This window comes from Acidovorax sp. 100 (assembly GCF_003688355.1).
In the GTDB taxonomy this organism is placed as follows: Bacteria; Pseudomonadota; Gammaproteobacteria; order Burkholderiales; family Burkholderiaceae_C; genus Acidovorax; species Acidovorax delafieldii.
Map to the genome: position 1 here is coordinate 4,360,033 of NZ_REFD01000001.1, position 17,404 is coordinate 4,377,436.

The following is a 17,404-nucleotide window of genomic DNA, read 5'->3' on the forward strand; positions in this document are numbered from 1 at the left end:
GTTTTAATAGCTGGTAGTGCCCTACCAGATTGTCTTGGAGAGCAATTCAGAACACGATGCCATTCCAGAGAAGTTCTGCGCCAGGCAGTAACAACAACTTCATTGGAATGACACAGCTTCGCTCTGTTTTGCGGCTCCGAAGTAAAAAACGCCTGAGCTAGCGGACTAACCCAGGCGTTTTGGCATGCAATGAAGATTACTTGCGCAGACCCAACTTGGCGATCAGCGCGGTGTAACGGTCAGCGTCCTTGGCCTTCAGGTAGTCCAGCAGCTTACGACGGCGGCTCACCATGCGCAGCAGGCCACGGCGACCATGGTGGTCCTTGGCGTGCGTCTTGAAGTGGGGAGTCAGTTCGTTGATGCGAGCGGTCAGCAGGGCCACTTGCACTTCTGGGCTACCAGTGTCATTGGCAGCACGGGCGTTCGCCTTGACGACTTCGGCCTTGATGGAGGATGCGATCATGTTTTTCCTTGAATGTGGCCTGCCGCAGGCGGAAGACCATGGTTTTTACTTGCGCCAGCAGCTGGAACGGCCGCAGGCGTGCGTCTTGCACCATGCAAAACCCGTGGATTATAACCCGAGGCCCTCAATTCGCCTCTGACCAGCCCACAGGCACCTTGCCAGCCCGATCTCGCCGGACCAGAACACGGGGGCTTGCTGCCGCCCTTCGCCGCCGGTGTAGCGTAGAGGATACGCCGCAGCACAGGCCTCATCGGCGTGAGCCCGCCTCGACGCATTGCAGCCCAAGCCCACTTTAAGATCACCCGGCGCCCCGGCATCCCAACATTCACTCCCCCGGACCACTCAACATGCCATTCCCCCCGGCCCTCCACCCCTCGACCAACGTGGCACTGCGCAAGGTTATCGCTCCCCTGCTTTTGTGGATGCTGGCCCTTGGCCTCGGGCTGCATACCGGGGCAAGCCACGCCACCACCCCAAATGCGACCCAAAGCGGCCATAGCGAAGTGAGCAAGAAAAAGAAATCCACCAAGGTGAAACAGGAGCGAAGCTCATCCGAGGAAAGCCGCTCGGAACGCGACCGCCGGCTGTATCGGGAGTGCAAGGGGCGCGCCAATGCGGGCGCCTGCCTCGGATACACCCACAAACCGTGACCCCACACACCACGCTGCCAAGCCTGAAGTCATCCGCATCCCTCAGAGACACCCCGGGGCGTGGCGCCGGCGGTGCGAAAAGGCCGTGGCTTGTTCAGGCGTTGGCCGCTGTGATCCCCCAGCGCGCGAGCGCTGCATCGTCACTCACCCGTGCATCCACCCAGCGAGCGCCATGTGAGGTTTGCTCCTTTTTCCAGAACGGCGCCTGGGTCTTGAGGTAGTCCATCAAAAACTCGCAGGCCTGAAAACTCTGACCCCGGTGGGCACTGGTCACCGCCACCAGCACGATCTGGTCCAGGGGCTGCAGAAGACCCACCCGGTGAATCACGCGGGCGCCAAAAATATCGAAGCGCCGAAAGGCCTCGTCCACCATGGCTTCGATGGATTTTTCGGTCATGCCAGGGTAGTGCTCCAACTCCATGGAGGACACCTGATCCCCCTCGTTGCGATCACGGACAGTGCCCACGAAGCTGCAGACAGCGCCCACACCCTTGTTCTCACGACGCAAGGTAGCGATTTCGGTGGACAGGTCAAAGTCCTCGGTCTGAATAGAAACGCGGGGCAAGGTCATGACAAAAGGCTCTCAGCAGGGAGTGTGGAGTTCAGACAGGAAGTCGCGTCAGGGCGAACGATGCAGCCGTGGTGCAGCCAGCAGGGCACGTTCTTCCTCCACCACCTTGTTCAACTGCGCCAGTGCGGGCGATGGGGGCAACTGCGCCAGCAATGCCTGCAGCCGCGTGACGTCGCCCACGGTCGGTGCCACCTTGATCTGAGCAATGGCAGCGGGCAGGTTGCCGCCCCGAACCAACGCCAGCACCTTGGCGGGCCATTCACTTTTATTGCGTGCCATAGATTGGTAATAACGTTTGTCTGTACGATTCGCCCGCACTGTACCCGCATGCGATCCGGTACGTGATCTTCCAAGCCCTTTCCACCCATGGCCACACAAACGATTCAGACCGATCTCTACAAGCTCTACCCATCCCCGCGCAATACGGTCCGCGATGTGTTCGAGCACCAGGTCTTCGTGCCCCACCCCTACGCCATCATTGACTTGGATGTGATGGAGCTGGCGGGCAAAACGACGCTGTTTGGTGCCTGCCGCCTGTCGGACATGAAAATGGGCCAGGTGGTGACTTTCGAGCTGGCCTCCGATCAGGCCAAGTTCGAACGGCTGTTCACCCCCGACTAAACCACCCCATGGATGACGACAACCAGATCCACGTGCCGCCCTCCTTCATGGCGGTTTACACCGACACCCGAGGGCGCCTGACGGAAAAGGCGAACGGCGTGCGCGCCCGCTACGAACTGTGCGAAGACCTGGCAGGCCATCTGGTGGAGCACGCGCAGACGCTGTACCACGTGCAGGCGCCTTCCGAGACCGAGATCCTGCAGCGCATCCACGCGGGGCTGTGCACGGCCGAATCTGGCGTGGCGGTGGCAGAAGCGACATGGATCGTCACCCGGCTGGCCGAGCTGCTGGTGTGGCAATGCCCCGTGCTGGTGCCGCCGCAGCCCGAATCTGCAGCCAACGCTGCCCAGCCACCGCAGGCAGGCTGACCAACCTTGGAACACGGTGGGCACTTGGCTATACTGCGGCCCATGTCCACGCGCACCACCTTTGCCACGACCGCCGCACCTGCGGTGGCGTTGCAGTGCGTGGGCAAAACCAAAAAACCAGAGCTCATCTGACCGGAGCTGTGGTTCCGTCCGGATGAGCGACGGAACCACCTGGTAGAGAAATTTCCTTTTCTTTTTTCACTCTCCGGCATTCCGCGCGCGCCCCCTCCGGACGGTTCTTCCCCTGGTCGAACCCTGAAAGGATGCTTCGCATGTCTGCCACCGATACCGCTACCTCCCACCAGCCGCTGTTCAGCGGGCTCTGGATCGCCTTGGTCACACCGTTCAAGGACGGCGCCGTGGACCACCCGGCCCTTGCCGCCCTCACCACCCGGCTGCGTGCCGACGGCGTTGCGGGCTTCGTTGCCTGCGGCTCGACCGGTGAGGCCGCAGCCCTCGACAAGGCCGAGCAACTGCAGGTACTGGAGACCGTGCTCAGCGCCGCCCAGGGTTTGCCCGTGGCGATGGGCGTATCGGGCTACCACCAGGGCCAGGTGCTGGAACAGGTGCGGACCCTTGCACACTACCCGGTTGCAGGTCTGCTGGTGTCCGCCCCGCACTACATCCGCCCCTCGCAGGAGGGCCTGCTGCACTGGTTCCGCACTCTGGCCGACGCCAGCGAGGTGCCCCTGCTGATCTACGACATCCCATACCGCACAGGCGCCACGCTCACCACCGAAACGCTGCTGGCGCTGGCGGCGCATCCGCGCATAGAGGCCATCAAGGACTGTGGCGGCAACACGGCCAAGACGCAGGCCCTGATCGCCGATGGCCGGCTGCAGGTGCTGACGGGCGAAGACGCGCAGATCTTCCATACGCTGGCCCTCGGCGGCGCAGGCGCCATCTCTGCCTGTGCACACTGGCAGACGCCGCTTTTTGTGGAGTTGATGGCATTGCTGCGTCAGGGTGACCTGCCCGCAGCCCGCCATTTGTGGCAGGCTTTGCAACCCTGGGTGGAAGCGTGTTTTGCAGAGCCCAACCCTGCCCCGCTCAAGGCCATGCTGGCGCATGCAGGGTGGATGCACAGTGAACTGCGCGCGCCGATGATGCCAGCCTCAAAGGCGCTGCAAGATCGTTTGAAGGCGCTTTGAGGTGACGTGCTGGCGCGCGCGGGAGCGCCCTGGCTAGCCGCCCGTCACCGGGGGGAAGAAAGCTACCTCAGCCCCATCGGCCAGGGTGGCGGACTCGTCGCTCAAGGTCTGGTTGAGTGCCATGCGCACGGCCCGGCCCCGCGCCAGGCTGCTGGCGTGGGCACCACCGCGTGCGATGAGCTCGTCGCGCAAGGCACCCAGCGTGGTGGCAGCGGTTTCGACCGCCTCGCTGCCGTGCCCAATGGCCTCACGGATCGAGGCGAAGTAACGCACAGAGACCTTCATCCCAGCAACTCCGAAAACGCGATAAACCGCACCATATCGCCTGGCGCAATCGTCTGGCCCGCCGGGTTGTCCACCACGCCATCACCCCAGGCGGCCGAAGTGAGCACGCCCGAACTCTGGTTGTTGAACAGGTCCAGTCCGCCCGCCGCGTTGTGCCGCACGCGCAGAAATTCGCGGCGTTTATCGGCTTTGGGCCAGGTGAAATCGGCACGCACCGCCACGGCCTGCGGAGTCACGTCCTGCACGCCCTGCAGCCGCAGTACAAAGGGCCGCACCAGCAATGCAAAGGTCAGAAAGCTAGACACCGGGTTGCCGGGCAGGCCCATGAAGTGGGCAGCACCGCCTTCACGCGGGATCTGGCCATAGGCAAACGGCTTGCCGGGCTTCATCGCGATCTGCCACAGGTCCAGCGTGCCCAGAGTCTCCACAGCAGGCTTGATGTGGTCTTCCTCACCCACACTCACGCCCCCGCTGGTCAGGATCAGGTCGTGCGCGCTGCTGGCCTGGCGCAGGGCGTCGATGGTGGCCTCGCGCCGGTCGGGCACGATGCCCAAATCGGTCACCTCGCAGCCCAGGCGTAGCAGCATCGCACGCAGGAAAAAGCGGTTGCTGTTGTAGATGGCACCGGGGCGCATCTGCTCGGGCGGGACTTCGCCGGGCATGACCAGTTCATCGCCCGTGGAAAACAGCGCCACGCGCGGGCGGCGCGCGACCTGCAGCTGGTGCTGACCGATGCTGGCGGCCAGGCCCAGTTCGGCCGGAGTGAGACGCGTGCCAGCCGACAGCACCACCGCACCCCGGGTGATGTCTTCGCCCGCGCTGCGGATCCACTGCCCGGCGTGGGGAACGGCGTTGATACGCACCGAGCCCAGGCCATCGGCCGCCGCAAGGGCTTCACAGTCTTCCTGCATCAGGATGGCATCGGCACCTGCAGGCACTGGCGCACCGGTGAAGATGCGCGCTGCCGTGCCGGGCTGCAGTGGGTCGCCCGCGCTGCCCGCAGGAATGCGCTGGGACACCGGCAACACCACCCCTGCCGCCGCCACATCAGAGCAGCGCACGGCGTAACCATCCATCGAACTGTTGTCCTGGGGAGGCACTTGCAAAGCCGACACACAGCTTTGCGCCAGCACGCGGCCGTCGGCGTCAAAGGTGGTGACAGTGTCGGTGCCTGGCAGCGGCCGGGCGTGCGCCAGCAGGTCCGACAGCGCTTCGTCCAGCGGCTTGAGGGGCTTCATTGCGGGGCGCATGGCAGCGGCCCTCCATACAGTTCCCAGTTGTACTCAAAGCGGTGTTCGTACTGGATGAGCCAGTCCACCACCTGATCGGGCGCGTTCAGGTCCAGCAAGGGCAATTGCGTGGAGACCGGCAGGCTCTCGGGGGCATCAGTGGCCACAGCCACCACAAAGTCGTCTTCGGGGTAACGCACGGGCTTGGCCACTTGCCCTGGCTCGGGGGCTCGCCAGACTTCGATCTTGAGCAGGTCGCTGTCCTTGAAACCCTCCACCAGCACCCAGTCCACGCCCTGGTACAGCTCCGCCAACAGGTGGTGCACGCTGAGGGTGGCGGGCTGCTCGAACTCGCGCACCAGCATCAGGCGCTTGTCCGATGCCGCGACCACCTCGAAAGCCCCCGCCTCGCGGTGGCGGTAGGTGTCCTTGCCCGGGTGGTCCACATCAAAACTGTGATGGGCATGCTTGACCACCGACACTCGCAGGCCCCGCAGCCGCAGCGCGGGGATCAACTGCTCGACCAGCGTGGTCTTGCCACTGCCGGAAAACCCGGCAAAACCGACAACCTTCATCCACTGCTCCTTGATTAGCTATGTTATTTATAGCTTTAAGTGCATACCAGACTAGCGCCCGGGGCAATATTGACCACAAAAGAGCCTGTCCTGGCCCGCCCGGCATCTGCCGGCCGCTCACGCGGACAGGCAGGTACCGACCGTTCACCCCAACGCTGCAGGGGAGCAATGGCGTTCGATGTAGGCCTTGACCAAGTCCACGTCGGCGGGCATCACCTGTACACGCTTGGGCAGGTCTTCGATGCCTGCAAACTTGGCAGGCCGCTCGGGCGCATGGCCCAGCGCTTCGACAATGGTTTCGGCAAACTTGATGGGCAGCGCCGTTTCCAGCACGATCATCGGTACGTTGGGGTCTTGGTGATGCTCCAGGGCCACCTTCACCCCGTCGGCGGTGTGGGTGTCAATGGTCACGCCATGGCGCTGATAGTTGTCGCGGATGGTGGCCAGGCGGTCGGCATGGGTGCTCTTGCCACTTTCAAAACCGTATTTGGTGGCGGCATCGGCAAACAGCGGCTCTGCGCTCAAGTCAAAGCGGCCGTAGGTTTGCAATGCAGCGCCGAACAAGGCCTTGGTACGTTGGCCGTTGCGGCCCAGCAGGTCGAAAATGAAACGCTCGAAGTTGCTGGCCTTGCTGATATCCATCGAAGGGCTGGACGTCTCGTGCGTGTCGGCACTGCTGCGCACACGGTACACGCCGGTGCGGAAAAACTCGTCGAGCACGTCGTTTTCATTGGTGGCCACCACCAGCTTGGCAATGGGCAGGCCCATCATGCGCGCCACATGGCCCGCACACACGTTGCCAAAGTTGCCCGATGGCACCGTGAAACTCACCTTCTGGTTGTTGGTCTCGGTGGCCTGGATGTAGCCCGCAAAGTAGTACACCACCTGTGCCAGCAGGCGCGCCCAGTTGATGGAGTTGACGGTGCCGATCTTGTACTTGTGCTTGAAGGCGTGGTCATTGGAGACGGCCTTGACGATGTCCTGGCAGTCGTCGAACACACCTTCGATGGCGATGTTGTGGATGTTCTCGTCCTGCAGGCTGAACATCTGCGCCTGCTGGAAGGCGCTCATGCGGCCGTGCGGGCTGGTCATGAAGACACGCACGCCCTCTTTGCCGCGCATCGCGTATTCGGCGGCGCTGCCGGTGTCGCCACTGGTCGCGCCCAGGATGTTGAGCTGCTCGCCACGGCGCTTGAGCTCGTACTCGAACAGGTTGCCCAGCAGCTGCATGGCCATGTCCTTGAAGGCCAGCGTAGGACCGTTGGACAGGGCTTCGAGCCACAGACTGTTTTCGAGGTGGCGCAGGGGCACGATCTCGCCCGTGCCAAACACTTCGGCGGTGTACGTCTTGGCACAGATGGCCTTCAAATCGGCGGCAGGAATGTCGTCGATGTAGAGCGACAGGATCTGAAACGCCAGCTCGGCGTAGCCTTGCTCGTGGTAGGCCTTGCGCAAGCCCGTGAGCATGGCGTCATCCACCTGCGGGTAATGCTCGGGCAGGTACAGGCCACCATCGGGCGCCAGGCCTTCGAGCAGGATGTCGCAGAACTGTTTGCGGTCTGCATGGCCGCGGGTGCTGAGGTACTTCATGAAGGATTCCCGTCGGTATCGGTGAAGGTGGTGAACTGGCTAAAAGCTGATGCCGTACACACGGATGTCAATGTAGAGACGCGAGGCGATCAGCAGGAAGAACCCGCCGATCAGGATGAGCCAGTGCAGTGCCCGGTCCTGGCGGTTGTCGGTGCGCTCCAGCAGAACAAAGTACAGCCACGCGGCCAGAAAGCTGCCCACCCCGTTGAGCAGGGCCTGCGTGCGCGACATGGCCCCGAACAGGGCCAATGCGACCAGCAGGCCGAACCAGAACGCCAGATGCCAGCGCGGCAGATCGACATGCGCCATCTTGAGCAGCGCCGACAGCGTGAGGGCGGCAACCAGAGTGGGCATGGCGAGGCAGCATCATGGTGTGGCGTGGCCCATCATCAGTTGAGTTCTTCCTTGCGAATACGCGTGATGGGTGCCAGCACGGTCGGCAGCGCCTGCATTTGTGCAATGACGGCATCCATCGTGCCTTCGCGGGTGTCGTGGGTCAGGATGATCAGGTCGGTCTGCGTCGATCCCTCGCCGCCCACTTCGTCAGCCTCGCGCTGCAGCACGGCGTCGATACTCACGCCTGCCTCGGCCAGCAGGCCGGTGACCTTGGCCAGCACGCCAGCCTGGTCGGCGACGCGCAAGCGCAGGTAGTAGCTGGTGACCACTTCGCTCATCGGCAGCACGGGCAGTTGGTCCATGGCGCCCTGCAGCGTGTTGGCCTGGAAGGCCAGGTGCGGCACGCGGTGTTCAGGGTCGGCCGTGTGCAGGCGGGCAATGTCCACCAGGTCGGCGATCACGGCGCTGGCGGTGGGCTCGCTGCCCGCGCCCTTGCCGTAGTACAGCGTTGTGCCCACGGCATCGCCCTGAACCACCACGGCGTTCATTGCGCCTTCGACATTGGCGATCAGGCGTTTGGACGGCACGAGGCTCGGGTGCACGCGCAGCTCAATGCCCTTTTCGGCGCGCTTGGTGATGCCCAGCAGCTTGATGCGGTAGCCCAGTTGCTCCGCGTACTTGATGTCAGCCGCGCCCAGCTTGGTAATGCCTTCCACATAGGCCTTGTCGAACTGCACCGGAATGCCGAAGGCAATGGCGCTCATCAGCGTGACTTTGTGGGCGGCGTCCACGCCTTCGATGTCGAAGGTAGGGTCGGCCTCGGCGTAGCCCAGGCGTTGCGCTTCTTTCAGCACCACGTCGAAATCGAGGCCCTTGCTACGCATCTCGCTCAGGATGAAGTTGGTGGTGCCGTTGATGATGCCGGCAAGCCACTGGATGCGGTTGGCCGTGAGACCTTCCCGCAGCGCCTTGATGATGGGGATGCCGCCGGCCACGGCGGCCTCGAAGGCCACCATTACACCCTTGGCCGATGCGGCCGCAAAAATCTCGGTGCCATGCACGGCCAGCAACGCCTTGTTGGCGGTGACCACATGCTTGCCCGCCGCGATGGCTTCGAGCACCAGTGCGCGTGCAATGCCATAGCCGCCGATCAACTCGATGACGATGTCGATGTCGGGGTTGGCGATGATGGCGCGGGCGTCGTTGACGACCTGGATGCCGTCACCCACCACAGCCTTGGCGCGCGCTACATCCAGGTCCGCCACCATGGTGATCTCGATGCCACGGCCAGCACGGCGGCTGATCTCGTCCTGGTTGCGCTGCAACACGTTGAACACGCCGCTGCCGACGGTGCCGATGCCCAGAAGGCCTACTTGGATGGGTTTCATAGCAATGGGAAGGGAAAGAAAAACAATGATTCGGGAGGGATGTAGAGGGCGCGGTGTCGAGCAGCAGATCCGTCAACGCGTGACATAGGCGGGCAACTGCCAGGCGCCGCCCGCAAAGCCACGACACATGCCGTCGCCAGACTCGCCGCGCAGCACAAAACCCTGGCCGTCGAACTGCCACTCGCGCACCCACCAGCAGTCGCCAATGCCGCGGCCCTTCATCGCCGAATGCACCATGCCCGAGGCCGGATCGAAATCGCCGTCCACGTCTTGCAAGGGCTCTGGCTTGTAGGGCGGGCGGTCACTCGCCACCCACAGCAAGCTGCTGAAGTTGTAAGCGCCCATGCCACAGGGCACGGACAGCAGCACCTTGCGCTCCGTGAGCCGGTAGACCTGCACATTGGCGGGGTTGAACACATCGTCGCCATTGCACTGCCCTTCGGTACTGGCGCGGTCCAGCGCAGCCACCAGCGGCTTGGCCAGGGCCGCATCCCCCTTGCGCGCAGGCATCGGGGTCACAGCCTTGATGACCGGAGCAGGCAAAGACGGCAGCACGGAAGCCTCTGGCTTCGTGCCCTTGCGCACCAAGGCGCCCGGTGTGCCCACCCGGCCCTGGGCCTCGTCCATCTTGAGCAGAACCGCGGTGACACCCGCCAGTGACAGCACCCAACGATCCTTGCCAGCGGCCACCGTGGCCTCTTCGTTCTTGAGCAGCTCCTGCAGCAGGCGGGGCACCTGCGCTGCGGGCACGCTGGGTGTGTCGCCCTTGAGCCCCGGCAACGACAGTGCGCCCACCTTGAGGTGCAGCGACGCTGGAGAGGCCTTCTCGGTGGACACCTGCAGGTCCACCAGCACCGGCGTGTCAGGTCCCGCCTCGCGGGTCAGGCGCATGGAGACCGGCTCCGACTCGCCACTCTCCGACTGGTAGCCCACGGCCCTGCAAGTGCGGGTGTTGTCGCATTGCAAGGCCCAGTCCTTGTGCTGGAAGCTCACGGGCTCTTTGCCCTTGTCGGCAGCCTGCACAGCAGCGCCGTGCAAGCCCGCCGCCACCAGCCCACAGGCGGCGACATGCCGGGCCAGGTCAAGAACGGAGGGTCTTTGCATGGAGCGTATCGCCTTGTCTTCTGGGCAACGCGACGGATCAGGCCGCGACGGCTGCCGCAGCGGTCTGCTTGCGCTTTCGGTATTGCTCCAGGAAACGCGCCACGCGGCCAATGGCATCGCGCAGGTCGTCTTCATGGGGCAGGAACACGATGCGGAAATGGTCCGGAGCAGGCCAGTTGAAACCCGTGCCCTGCACCAGCATGACCTTCGTCTCCTGCAGCAACTCCAGGAAGAACTGCTGGTCGTCCTCGATGGGATACACCGCCGGGTCGAGGCGCGGGAACATGTACAGCGCGGCCTGAGGTTTCACACAGGTCACGCCCGGGATGGCCGTGATCAGTTCATAGGCCAGATCACGCTGCTTGCGCAGGCGGCCGCCCTCACAGACCAGTTCGTTGATGCTCTGGTAACCACCCAGCGCCGTCTGCACGGCCCACTGGCCAGGAACGTTGGCACAAAGTCGCATGTTCGAGAGCATGTTCAGGCCCTCGATGTAGTCCTTGGCGGGCTTCTTGTCGCCCGAGACCACCAGCCAGCCAGCACGGTAACCGCAAGACCGGTAGCTTTTGGACAGCGAGTTGAAGGTGAGCGTAAGCACATCCTCGCTCAGCGAGCCGATGGCCGTGTGCTTGGCGCCGTCGTACAACACCTTGTCGTACACCTCGTCCGCAAAGATCACCAGGCCGTGTTCGCGGGCGATGGCCACGATGCCCTTGAGCAACTCGACTGAGTACAGCGCACCCGTGGGGTTGTTGGGATTGATGACCACGATGCCTTTGGTACGCGGCGTGATCTTGGCGCGGATGTCCTCCAGGTCGGGCATCCAGCCATTGGCCTCATCGCACAGGTAGTGCACCGGCGTGCCGCCCGACAGGCTGGCCGCAGCGGTCCACAGGGGGTAATCCGGCGATGGCAGCAGCAACTCATCGCCCGTGTCCAGCAACGCGTTCGTTGCCATCACGATCAGTTCGCTGGCGCCGTTGCCCAGGTAGATGTCGTCCAGCGCCACGCCCTTGATGCCCTGCTTCTGGGTCTCATGCATCACGGCCTTGCGGGCGGCGAAGATGCCTTTGCTGTCCGAATAGCCCGCCGAGTTGGGCAGGTTGCGGATCATGTCCTGCTGGATTTCTTCGGGGGCATCAAAGCCAAACACCGCCAGATTGCCGATGTTGAGCTTGATGATCTTGTGCCCATCCTCCTCCATCTGCTTGGCCGCGTCCATGATCGGGCCCCGGATGTCGTAGCAAACATTGGCGAGCTTGGCGGATTTTTGGACGGTTTTCATGCGCTGACAGTAGTGCGGTGGGGTCAGGAGGCCGCCGGAGCCGGCGCCCTCAGGCGAAACCTATAATTTGACCACAGAACCGTTGCCATCCCCTGGCGCCGGGCGCCGCTGCCACACCCCGCAGCACCTGAGGCCCACCACTTCCTGCCATGAAATTCCAGCCCGACCGCTCCAACGCTCAGACCATCAGCGGCTACGGCCCCGGCTGGATCGGCATCGACGCCGACAAGATCACCCACAGCGTCATCATCGGGTCGGCAGGCCTGCGCCAGCCCTGGCCCTGCTCCCGCTTTGAGGATCTGACCCCGGAGCATTTCGCCCAGTTGGCCGGGCTGGAAACCGAACTTGTCATTTTTGGCAGCGGGCTGCGCAATCGTTTTCCCCCGCCCGCATGGCTGGCTCCCCTGATAGCGCGGCGACTCGGGCTGGAGACCATGGACACCCAGGCAGCATGCCGCACCTACAACATCCTGGCGAGCGAAGGACGCAACGTGGTCGCAGCCCTGATTCTGGAAGTCTGAACGCGCGCTCACGGCCTGCCTCAAAGTCGGGCGCACCGGGAATGCCACTTTGGCACGGCCGTGCCAAAGTGCCCACCACCCCACCCAGGACACACTGTCTTACATTTGGCCGGGAACCGATTTCAGGGTAAAATCACCGGTTGCGGTCGGGGGCACCACCAAGAGCAATAACACACCCACTCCCCCGGCTTACCAACGACTACATCCTGAGAGATTGAAGTGATATGGCGATCGTTGTCAACAAACCCCTCCCTGAATTTGAAGCCAACGCAACCGGTGGTATCAAGGTCTCCAACACCTCCCACCTTGGCCAAATTCTGGTTCTCTACTTCTATCCCAAGGACAACACGCCGGGCTGCACCACGGAGGCCATGCAGTTTCGCGACAAGTACAAGGATTTCGTGAAAGCTGGCGCAGCCGTGTTCGGTGTCTCCCGCGACAACATGAAGTCGCACGACGACTTCAAGGAAAAGCTGGAACTGCCGTTCGAGCTGATTGCCGACACCGAAGAAAAGATGTGCCACATGTTCGGCGTGGTCAAGAACAAGATCATGTACGGCAAGAAGGTCAAGGGCATCGAGCGCAGCACCTTCCTGATCGGCCCCGATGGCCTGCTGGTGCAAGAGTGGCGTGGCCTCAAGGTACCAGGCCACGTGGACGAAGTCCTCAAGACCGTCAAATCCCTCAAAGCCCTGAAAAAGGCCGCCTGAGCGGACCACCTGATCGCATCAGCGCTGCGGCGACCGTTGCAATCCACCAAAGGGCACTGGAGCATCCACGCGACACACCGCCCGTTTTGCCCTGGCAAGACACATGGAGTGGGCATAATGGATCAATGCCCCTGGTTCTTGCACCGTTAGCACCCATCCAAAAAGCCGCCTTGGCCTCCAGGCGGCTTTTTGCTTTCTGACCCCATCCGTTATCCCCTTACCGACCGAGGCCCTGCCACCATGCCCCTGCCCCCCGCCCCCAGCCGGCGCGCTGCACTCCTCGCGCCAGAAGCCTTTGAAGTCACGGCCCGCCCCCGCGTAGCCACCACCTCGGCCAACGAAGCCGTTGCCATGCCTCAGCGCGCCGCCGCAGCCCCAGCCCGCGCGGGACGCAAGGCAGACGACAGTGTGGCCTCGTCGCTGGCAGCGCCTGACACCGCTCCACTGCTACAGATCGAGACACGAACCCGGACAGCCGCCCCCTCTGCCGCTCCCGTGGCTCGCAGCACTGGCACGCGCAAGGCGCGCGGCACCGCCACTCCTGCTGCCGTCACCGCCGGCCCCGCGCCTGCCCCCGCAACTACCACACGCAGCCGCAAGTCCGCATCGCACGGCCCGACCAAGCTCTTCGTGCTGGACACCAATGTGCTCCTGCATGACCCGACCAGCCTGTTCCGCTTTGAAGAGCACGACATCTTCCTGCCGATGATCGTGCTGGAAGAATTGGACGGCCACAAGAAGGGCATGACCGAAGTCGCGCGCAACGGCCGCCAAGCCAGCCGCACCCTGGACGCGCTGGCGGCCGCCCAGGGCGCCGACATGGCCAAGGGCCTCAAGCTCGACTCCACCGGCCAGCGCGCCGCAGGCGGCCACCTGTTCTTCCAGACCGTACCGCTGGATTACAGCCTGCCCACCAGCTTGCCACCGGGCAAGGCCGACAACCAGATCCTGGGCGTGGTCGAAGCCCTGCGCAAGCTGCACTCCCCGCGCGAGGTGGTGCTGGTATCCAAGGACATCAACATGCGCGTCAAGGCGCGCGCCCTGGGCCTGAACGCCGAGGACTACCAGAACGACAAGACGCTGGAAGACGGCGACCTGCTGTACGCCGGTGTGCTGGCCCTGCCCCCCGACTTCTGGGCCAAGAGCGGCAAGAACGTAGAAAGCTGGCAGAGCGGCGCCCACACCTACTACCGCATCGGCGGGCCCATCGTGCCGCAGCTGATGATCAACCAGTTTGTGTACTTCGAGGCCCCCGGCGAGCCCAGCCTGTTTGCGCGCGTGAGCGAGATCCGTGAAAAGACTGCGGTGCTGCAGACGCTCAAGGACTATGGCTCCACCAAGAATGCTGTGTGGGGCGTGACCACGCGCAACCGCGAGCAGAACTACGCCATGAATCTGCTCATGGACCCCGAGATCGACTTCGTGACACTGACCGGCACGGCCGGCACCGGCAAGACCCTGCTGGCCCTGGCTGCGGGCCTCACTCAGGTGTTGGACGACCGCCGCTACACCGAGATCATCATGACCCGCGCCACCGTGAGCGTGGGCGAGGACATCGGCTTCCTGCCCGGCACGGAAGAAGAGAAGATGGGCCCCTGGATGGGCGCACTGGATGACAACCTGGAGTTTTTGGCCAAGGGCGATGGCGGCAACGCAGGCGAGTGGGGCCGCGCGGCCACCAATGAGCTGATCCGCAGCCGCATCAAGATCAAGAGCATGAACTTCATGCGCGGGCGCACCTTCCTGAACAAGTACGTGATCATCGACGAAGCGCAGAACCTGACGCCCAAGCAGATGAAGACGCTGATCACCCGCGCAGGCCCCGGCACCAAGATCATCTGCATGGGCAACCTGGCGCAGATCGATACACCGTACCTGACCGAAGGCTCCTCCGGCCTGACGTATGCGGTGGACCGCTTCAAGGGCTGGCCACACAGCGGGCACATCACCCTGGCGCGGGGCGAACGCTCACGCCTGGCGGACTTCGCCAGCGAGGTGCTCTGAGTTGGCGGCAGGCTGGGTTGCAGCACTGAAGCTGGTGCCCTGGGGCGACGTCATCGAGGCGACGCCCCAGATCCTGCAGGCGGCCAAGAAGCTGCTGGGCACCACCCAAAAAGGGAAGGCCGAAGCGGCGACGGCTGCACTCGATGGCGCCGTTGGCGAGCCCGCCATTCCGGTGGCCTTGCAGCTTCAGCATCTGCGTGACCGCGTGGCGCAATTGGAGCGGGAGCAGCAAGAGTCTGCCATGCTGATCCAGTCCCTGGCCGAACAGCATGCCCAGGTGGTGCAGGCAGTGGAAGTGCTGCGCCGACGCCAGCAATGGCTCACCGTGGCGGTGAGCATGCTGGCAGTGGCATGCACAGGTTTGCTGGTGTGGGTACTAACTCAATAGAGCAATAGCGATAACGCAGACGCTGGGAGCCTGGAACCACGGGCACTGTACGGCATGGCGCCAGAACTTGTTCGCTATAAATTCAATAGCTGCCAGCGCATATAAAACAGGCGCCAGCAGCTATTTTTATTAGAAATCGTCGCCGGAACCCATCGCCAGGTTCTCAAAGCGCGTCTGGTTCTTCTGGAAGAACAGCTTCACCGTTCCGGTGGGGCCGTTCCGCTGTTTGCCGATGATGACCTCGGCCACGTTGGGCTCCTTGGAGTCCTTGTTGTAGTAGTCGTCGCGGTAGATGAACATGATGATGTCCGCGTCCTGCTCGATGGCGCCCGATTCGCGCAGGTCGGACATCATGGGGCGCTTGTCGGTACGCTGCTCCACCGAGCGGTTGAGCTGAGACAGAGCGATCACCGGGCACTGCAGCTCCTTGGCCAGCATTTTGAGGCCCCGGGAAATTTCGCCCAGCTCCGTCGCCCGGTTGTCCGATCCCGACGAACCCGAGCCGCTCATAAGCTGCAAGTAGTCCACCACGATCAGACCCAGCTTGCCGCACTGGCGCGCCAGACGGCGCGCGTTGGCACGCAGCTCGCTGGGCGTGAGGCCCGGGGTTTCGTCGATGTGCAGCGACACCGTGCGCAGCTTTTCGATGGCTTCGGTCAGGCGTGGCCATTCATCGTCGGTGAGCTTGCCGGTGCGCAGGTTGCCCTGGTTCACCCGGCCGATCGAGCCCACGATACGCACCGCCAATTGAGCGGCGCCCATTTCCATCGAGAAGATGGCGACCGGCAAGCCCTCGTTGAGCGCCACGTGCTCAGCAATGTTCACCGCGAACGAGGTTTTGCCCATGGACGGGCGGGCTGCCAGCACCACCATGTCGCCCGCCTGCAAGCCACTGGTCATGCGGTCCAGGTCGGCAAAGCCGGTGGGGACGCCCGTGACGTCCACAGGGTTGTCCGCCATCTCCTGCACGCGGTCGAGCAGGTCAATCACCAGCGTGTCGAGCGACTGGAAGCCCTGCTTGGTGCGCGAACCCTCTTCGCCAATGGCAAAGATCTTGGCCTCGGCCTCGTCCAGGATGCGTTCCACCGTTTTGCCCTGGGGGTTGAACGCGTTGGTCGAAATTTCGTCGCTGGCCGTGACCAGCTTGCGCAGGATGGCACGTTCGCGAACGATTTCGGCATAGCGCCGAATATTGCTGGCACTGGGTACGTATTGCGCCAGATTGTTCAGATAGGCCAGCCCGCCCATCTCCTGCGCCTTGCCCTGGTTCTGGAGGTGCTCGAACACCGTGATCACGTCGGCTGGCTTGCTGGCATTGATCAGCGCGCCAATGGCCGCGTAGATCATCTGGTGCTCGTGGCGATAGAAATGGCTTTCTACCAGCAGGTCGCCCACTCGGTCCCAGGCGTTGTTGTCCAGCAGCAGACCACCCAGCACACTGGACTCCGCCTCGATGGAGTGCGGTGGCACACGCAACTGGGCAATTTCACGGTCCGGCACGGGCGTGAATCCATCATCAAGGGGTGGGAAAACGGCAGACATGGAATCCTTGGAGCTAACCCGGCATGCTATCGCCCACGCGGCGTGTCGTCATGGCACAAGTCTGTGGATAAGGCGGGGGTAACCCGTGGGCAACCGTGTACAAACTACGGTCACACAAAGACAAAAGCCGCCCAAGGGCGGCTTTTTTGAGAGGTCCTGACGGACGATCAGGCGGTTTCGCCGTAGACCGACACGTTGACTTCCACGACCACGTCGGTGTGCAGAGCCACGCTCACAGCGCTGTCGCTCACGACCTTGATCGGGCCGTTGGGCAGGCGGATTTGCGACTTGGCAACCTTGTAGCCTTGCTTGTTCAGCTCTTCGGCGATGTCATGGTTGGTCACGGAACCAAACAGACGACCGTCCACGCCAGCCTTTTGCGTCAGCTTGACGGTGGTGCCAGCCAGCTTTTCGCCTTGGGCTTGGGCTTCTGCCAGCTTGGCAGCAGCGGCCTTTTCGAGTTCAGCGCGCTTGGCTTCGAACTCTGCCTTGGCGGCTTCCGTGGCGCGGCGAGCGCGGCCAGCGGGAATCAGAAAGTTACGGGCGTAGCCGTCTTTGACCTTGACGATTTCACCGAGGTTGCCGAGGTTCACAACCTTGTCGAGCAGGATGATTTGCATGGG

The 17,404-nt window shown here is 63.2% G+C and carries 21 protein-coding genes; 8 read left to right on the top strand and 13 right to left on the bottom strand.

Going from position 1 to position 17,404, the window contains the following annotated elements; all coding sequences use genetic code 11:
* Positions 1-196: 196 nt before the first annotated feature.
* Positions 197-463 (bottom strand): 30S ribosomal protein S15, encoded by a 267-nt coding sequence (gene rpsO / locus C8C96_RS19975; RefSeq protein WP_005793232.1) that lies wholly within the window; start codon positions 461-463, stop codon positions 197-199.
* Between the two features lie 347 nt (positions 464-810).
* Here rpsO and C8C96_RS19980 point away from each other — a divergent pair, with 347 nt between their 5' ends.
* On the top strand, positions 811-1,113 hold the full coding sequence (locus tag C8C96_RS19980; protein ID WP_121943396.1) for a hypothetical protein: 303 nt from the start codon (positions 811-813) through the stop codon (positions 1,111-1,113).
* A 94-nt stretch (positions 1,114-1,207) separates the two neighbouring features.
* On the opposite strand, the gene C8C96_RS19985 is transcribed toward C8C96_RS19980, so the two are convergent.
* On the bottom strand, positions 1,208-1,684 hold the full coding sequence (locus C8C96_RS19985; protein ID WP_056061533.1) for a molybdenum cofactor biosynthesis protein MoaE: 477 nt from the start codon (positions 1,682-1,684) through the stop codon (positions 1,208-1,210).
* A gap of 48 nt (positions 1,685-1,732) precedes the next feature.
* Positions 1,733-1,963 (bottom strand): hypothetical protein, encoded by a 231-nt coding sequence (locus tag C8C96_RS19990; protein WP_056061531.1) that lies wholly within the window; start codon positions 1,961-1,963, stop codon positions 1,733-1,735.
* Positions 1,964-2,050: 87 nt separating this feature from the next.
* Here C8C96_RS19990 and C8C96_RS19995 point away from each other — a divergent pair, with 87 nt between their 5' ends.
* From C8C96_RS19995 to dapA, 3 genes are all read left to right on the top strand, one after another.
* Entirely contained in the window at positions 2,051-2,305 is a 255-nt protein-coding gene (locus tag C8C96_RS19995) for a hypothetical protein (protein ID WP_056061527.1), read from the top strand.
* An 8-nt stretch (positions 2,306-2,313) separates the two neighbouring features.
* Positions 2,314-2,673, top strand: coding sequence for a hypothetical protein (locus C8C96_RS20000; RefSeq protein ID WP_108497203.1), 360 nt, complete (start codon positions 2,314-2,316; stop codon positions 2,671-2,673).
* Between the two features lie 272 nt (positions 2,674-2,945).
* Positions 2,946-3,824: a 4-hydroxy-tetrahydrodipicolinate synthase gene (gene dapA / locus C8C96_RS20005; protein WP_121943397.1), complete on the top strand. Its 879-nt coding sequence runs from the start codon at positions 2,946-2,948 to the stop codon at positions 3,822-3,824.
* A 33-nt stretch (positions 3,825-3,857) separates the two neighbouring features.
* Here dapA and moaD read toward each other — a convergent pair whose 3' ends face one another.
* The 8 genes from moaD to C8C96_RS20045 all read right to left on the bottom strand — a co-directional run bounded on the left by moaD (position 3,858) and on the right by C8C96_RS20045 (position 11,616).
* Positions 3,858-4,109, bottom strand: coding sequence for a molybdopterin converting factor subunit 1 (gene moaD, locus C8C96_RS20010; protein WP_056061518.1), 252 nt, complete (start codon positions 4,107-4,109; stop codon positions 3,858-3,860).
* Complete coding sequence (gene glp / locus C8C96_RS20015) at positions 4,106-5,359, bottom strand: gephyrin-like molybdotransferase Glp (RefSeq protein WP_121943398.1); 1,254 nt, start codon at positions 5,357-5,359, stop codon at positions 4,106-4,108. Before glp ends, moaD begins: the two co-directional genes overlap by 4 nt.
* Complete coding sequence (gene mobB / locus C8C96_RS20020; RefSeq protein WP_116749341.1) at positions 5,344-5,913, bottom strand: molybdopterin-guanine dinucleotide biosynthesis protein B; 570 nt, start codon at positions 5,911-5,913, stop codon at positions 5,344-5,346. Before mobB ends, glp begins: the two co-directional genes overlap by 16 nt.
* A gap of 144 nt (positions 5,914-6,057) precedes the next feature.
* Positions 6,058-7,503: a threonine synthase gene (gene thrC, locus C8C96_RS20025; RefSeq protein WP_121943399.1), complete on the bottom strand. Its 1,446-nt coding sequence runs from the start codon at positions 7,501-7,503 to the stop codon at positions 6,058-6,060.
* A gap of 39 nt (positions 7,504-7,542) precedes the next feature.
* The gene (locus tag C8C96_RS20030; protein WP_056061506.1) at positions 7,543-7,857 is read right to left on the bottom strand and encodes a hypothetical protein; all 315 of its coding nucleotides are present in this window, start codon (positions 7,855-7,857) and stop codon (positions 7,543-7,545) included.
* 35 nt (positions 7,858-7,892) lie between these two features.
* Positions 7,893-9,227, bottom strand: coding sequence for a homoserine dehydrogenase (locus tag C8C96_RS20035; protein ID WP_121943400.1), 1,335 nt, complete (start codon positions 9,225-9,227; stop codon positions 7,893-7,895).
* Between the two features lie 72 nt (positions 9,228-9,299).
* Positions 9,300-10,331, bottom strand: coding sequence for a DUF1176 domain-containing protein (locus tag C8C96_RS20040; RefSeq protein WP_121943401.1), 1,032 nt, complete (start codon positions 10,329-10,331; stop codon positions 9,300-9,302).
* 37 nt (positions 10,332-10,368) lie between these two features.
* A complete protein-coding gene (locus C8C96_RS20045; protein WP_056061495.1) occupies positions 10,369-11,616 on the bottom strand; it encodes a pyridoxal phosphate-dependent aminotransferase in 1,248 nt (415 codons plus the stop codon).
* Between the two features lie 149 nt (positions 11,617-11,765).
* On the opposite strand from C8C96_RS20045, the gene C8C96_RS20050 reads away from it, so the two are divergent.
* From C8C96_RS20050 to C8C96_RS20065, 4 genes are all read left to right on the top strand, one after another.
* Positions 11,766-12,137: an Mth938-like domain-containing protein gene (locus tag C8C96_RS20050; RefSeq protein ID WP_056061493.1), complete on the top strand. Its 372-nt coding sequence runs from the start codon at positions 11,766-11,768 to the stop codon at positions 12,135-12,137.
* Positions 12,138-12,361: 224 nt separating this feature from the next.
* Entirely contained in the window at positions 12,362-12,847 is a 486-nt protein-coding gene (locus C8C96_RS20055; protein ID WP_015013251.1) for a peroxiredoxin, read from the top strand.
* A gap of 240 nt (positions 12,848-13,087) precedes the next feature.
* Positions 13,088-14,851, top strand: coding sequence for a PhoH family protein (locus C8C96_RS20060; RefSeq protein WP_121943402.1), 1,764 nt, complete (start codon positions 13,088-13,090; stop codon positions 14,849-14,851).
* A 1-nt stretch (position 14,852) separates the two neighbouring features.
* On the top strand, positions 14,853-15,239 hold the full coding sequence (locus tag C8C96_RS20065) for a hypothetical protein (RefSeq protein ID WP_121943403.1): 387 nt from the start codon (positions 14,853-14,855) through the stop codon (positions 15,237-15,239).
* A gap of 129 nt (positions 15,240-15,368) precedes the next feature.
* Here C8C96_RS20065 and dnaB read toward each other — a convergent pair whose 3' ends face one another.
* Both dnaB and rplI read right to left on the bottom strand, forming a co-directional pair.
* Complete coding sequence (dnaB, locus tag C8C96_RS20070; protein WP_121943404.1) at positions 15,369-16,781, bottom strand: replicative DNA helicase; 1,413 nt, start codon at positions 16,779-16,781, stop codon at positions 15,369-15,371.
* A 167-nt stretch (positions 16,782-16,948) separates the two neighbouring features.
* Positions 16,949-17,401, bottom strand: a complete 453-nt coding sequence (gene rplI, locus C8C96_RS20075; protein WP_015013247.1) for a 50S ribosomal protein L9 — start codon at positions 17,399-17,401, stop codon at positions 16,949-16,951.
* Between the last annotated feature and the right edge of the window lie 3 nt (positions 17,402-17,404).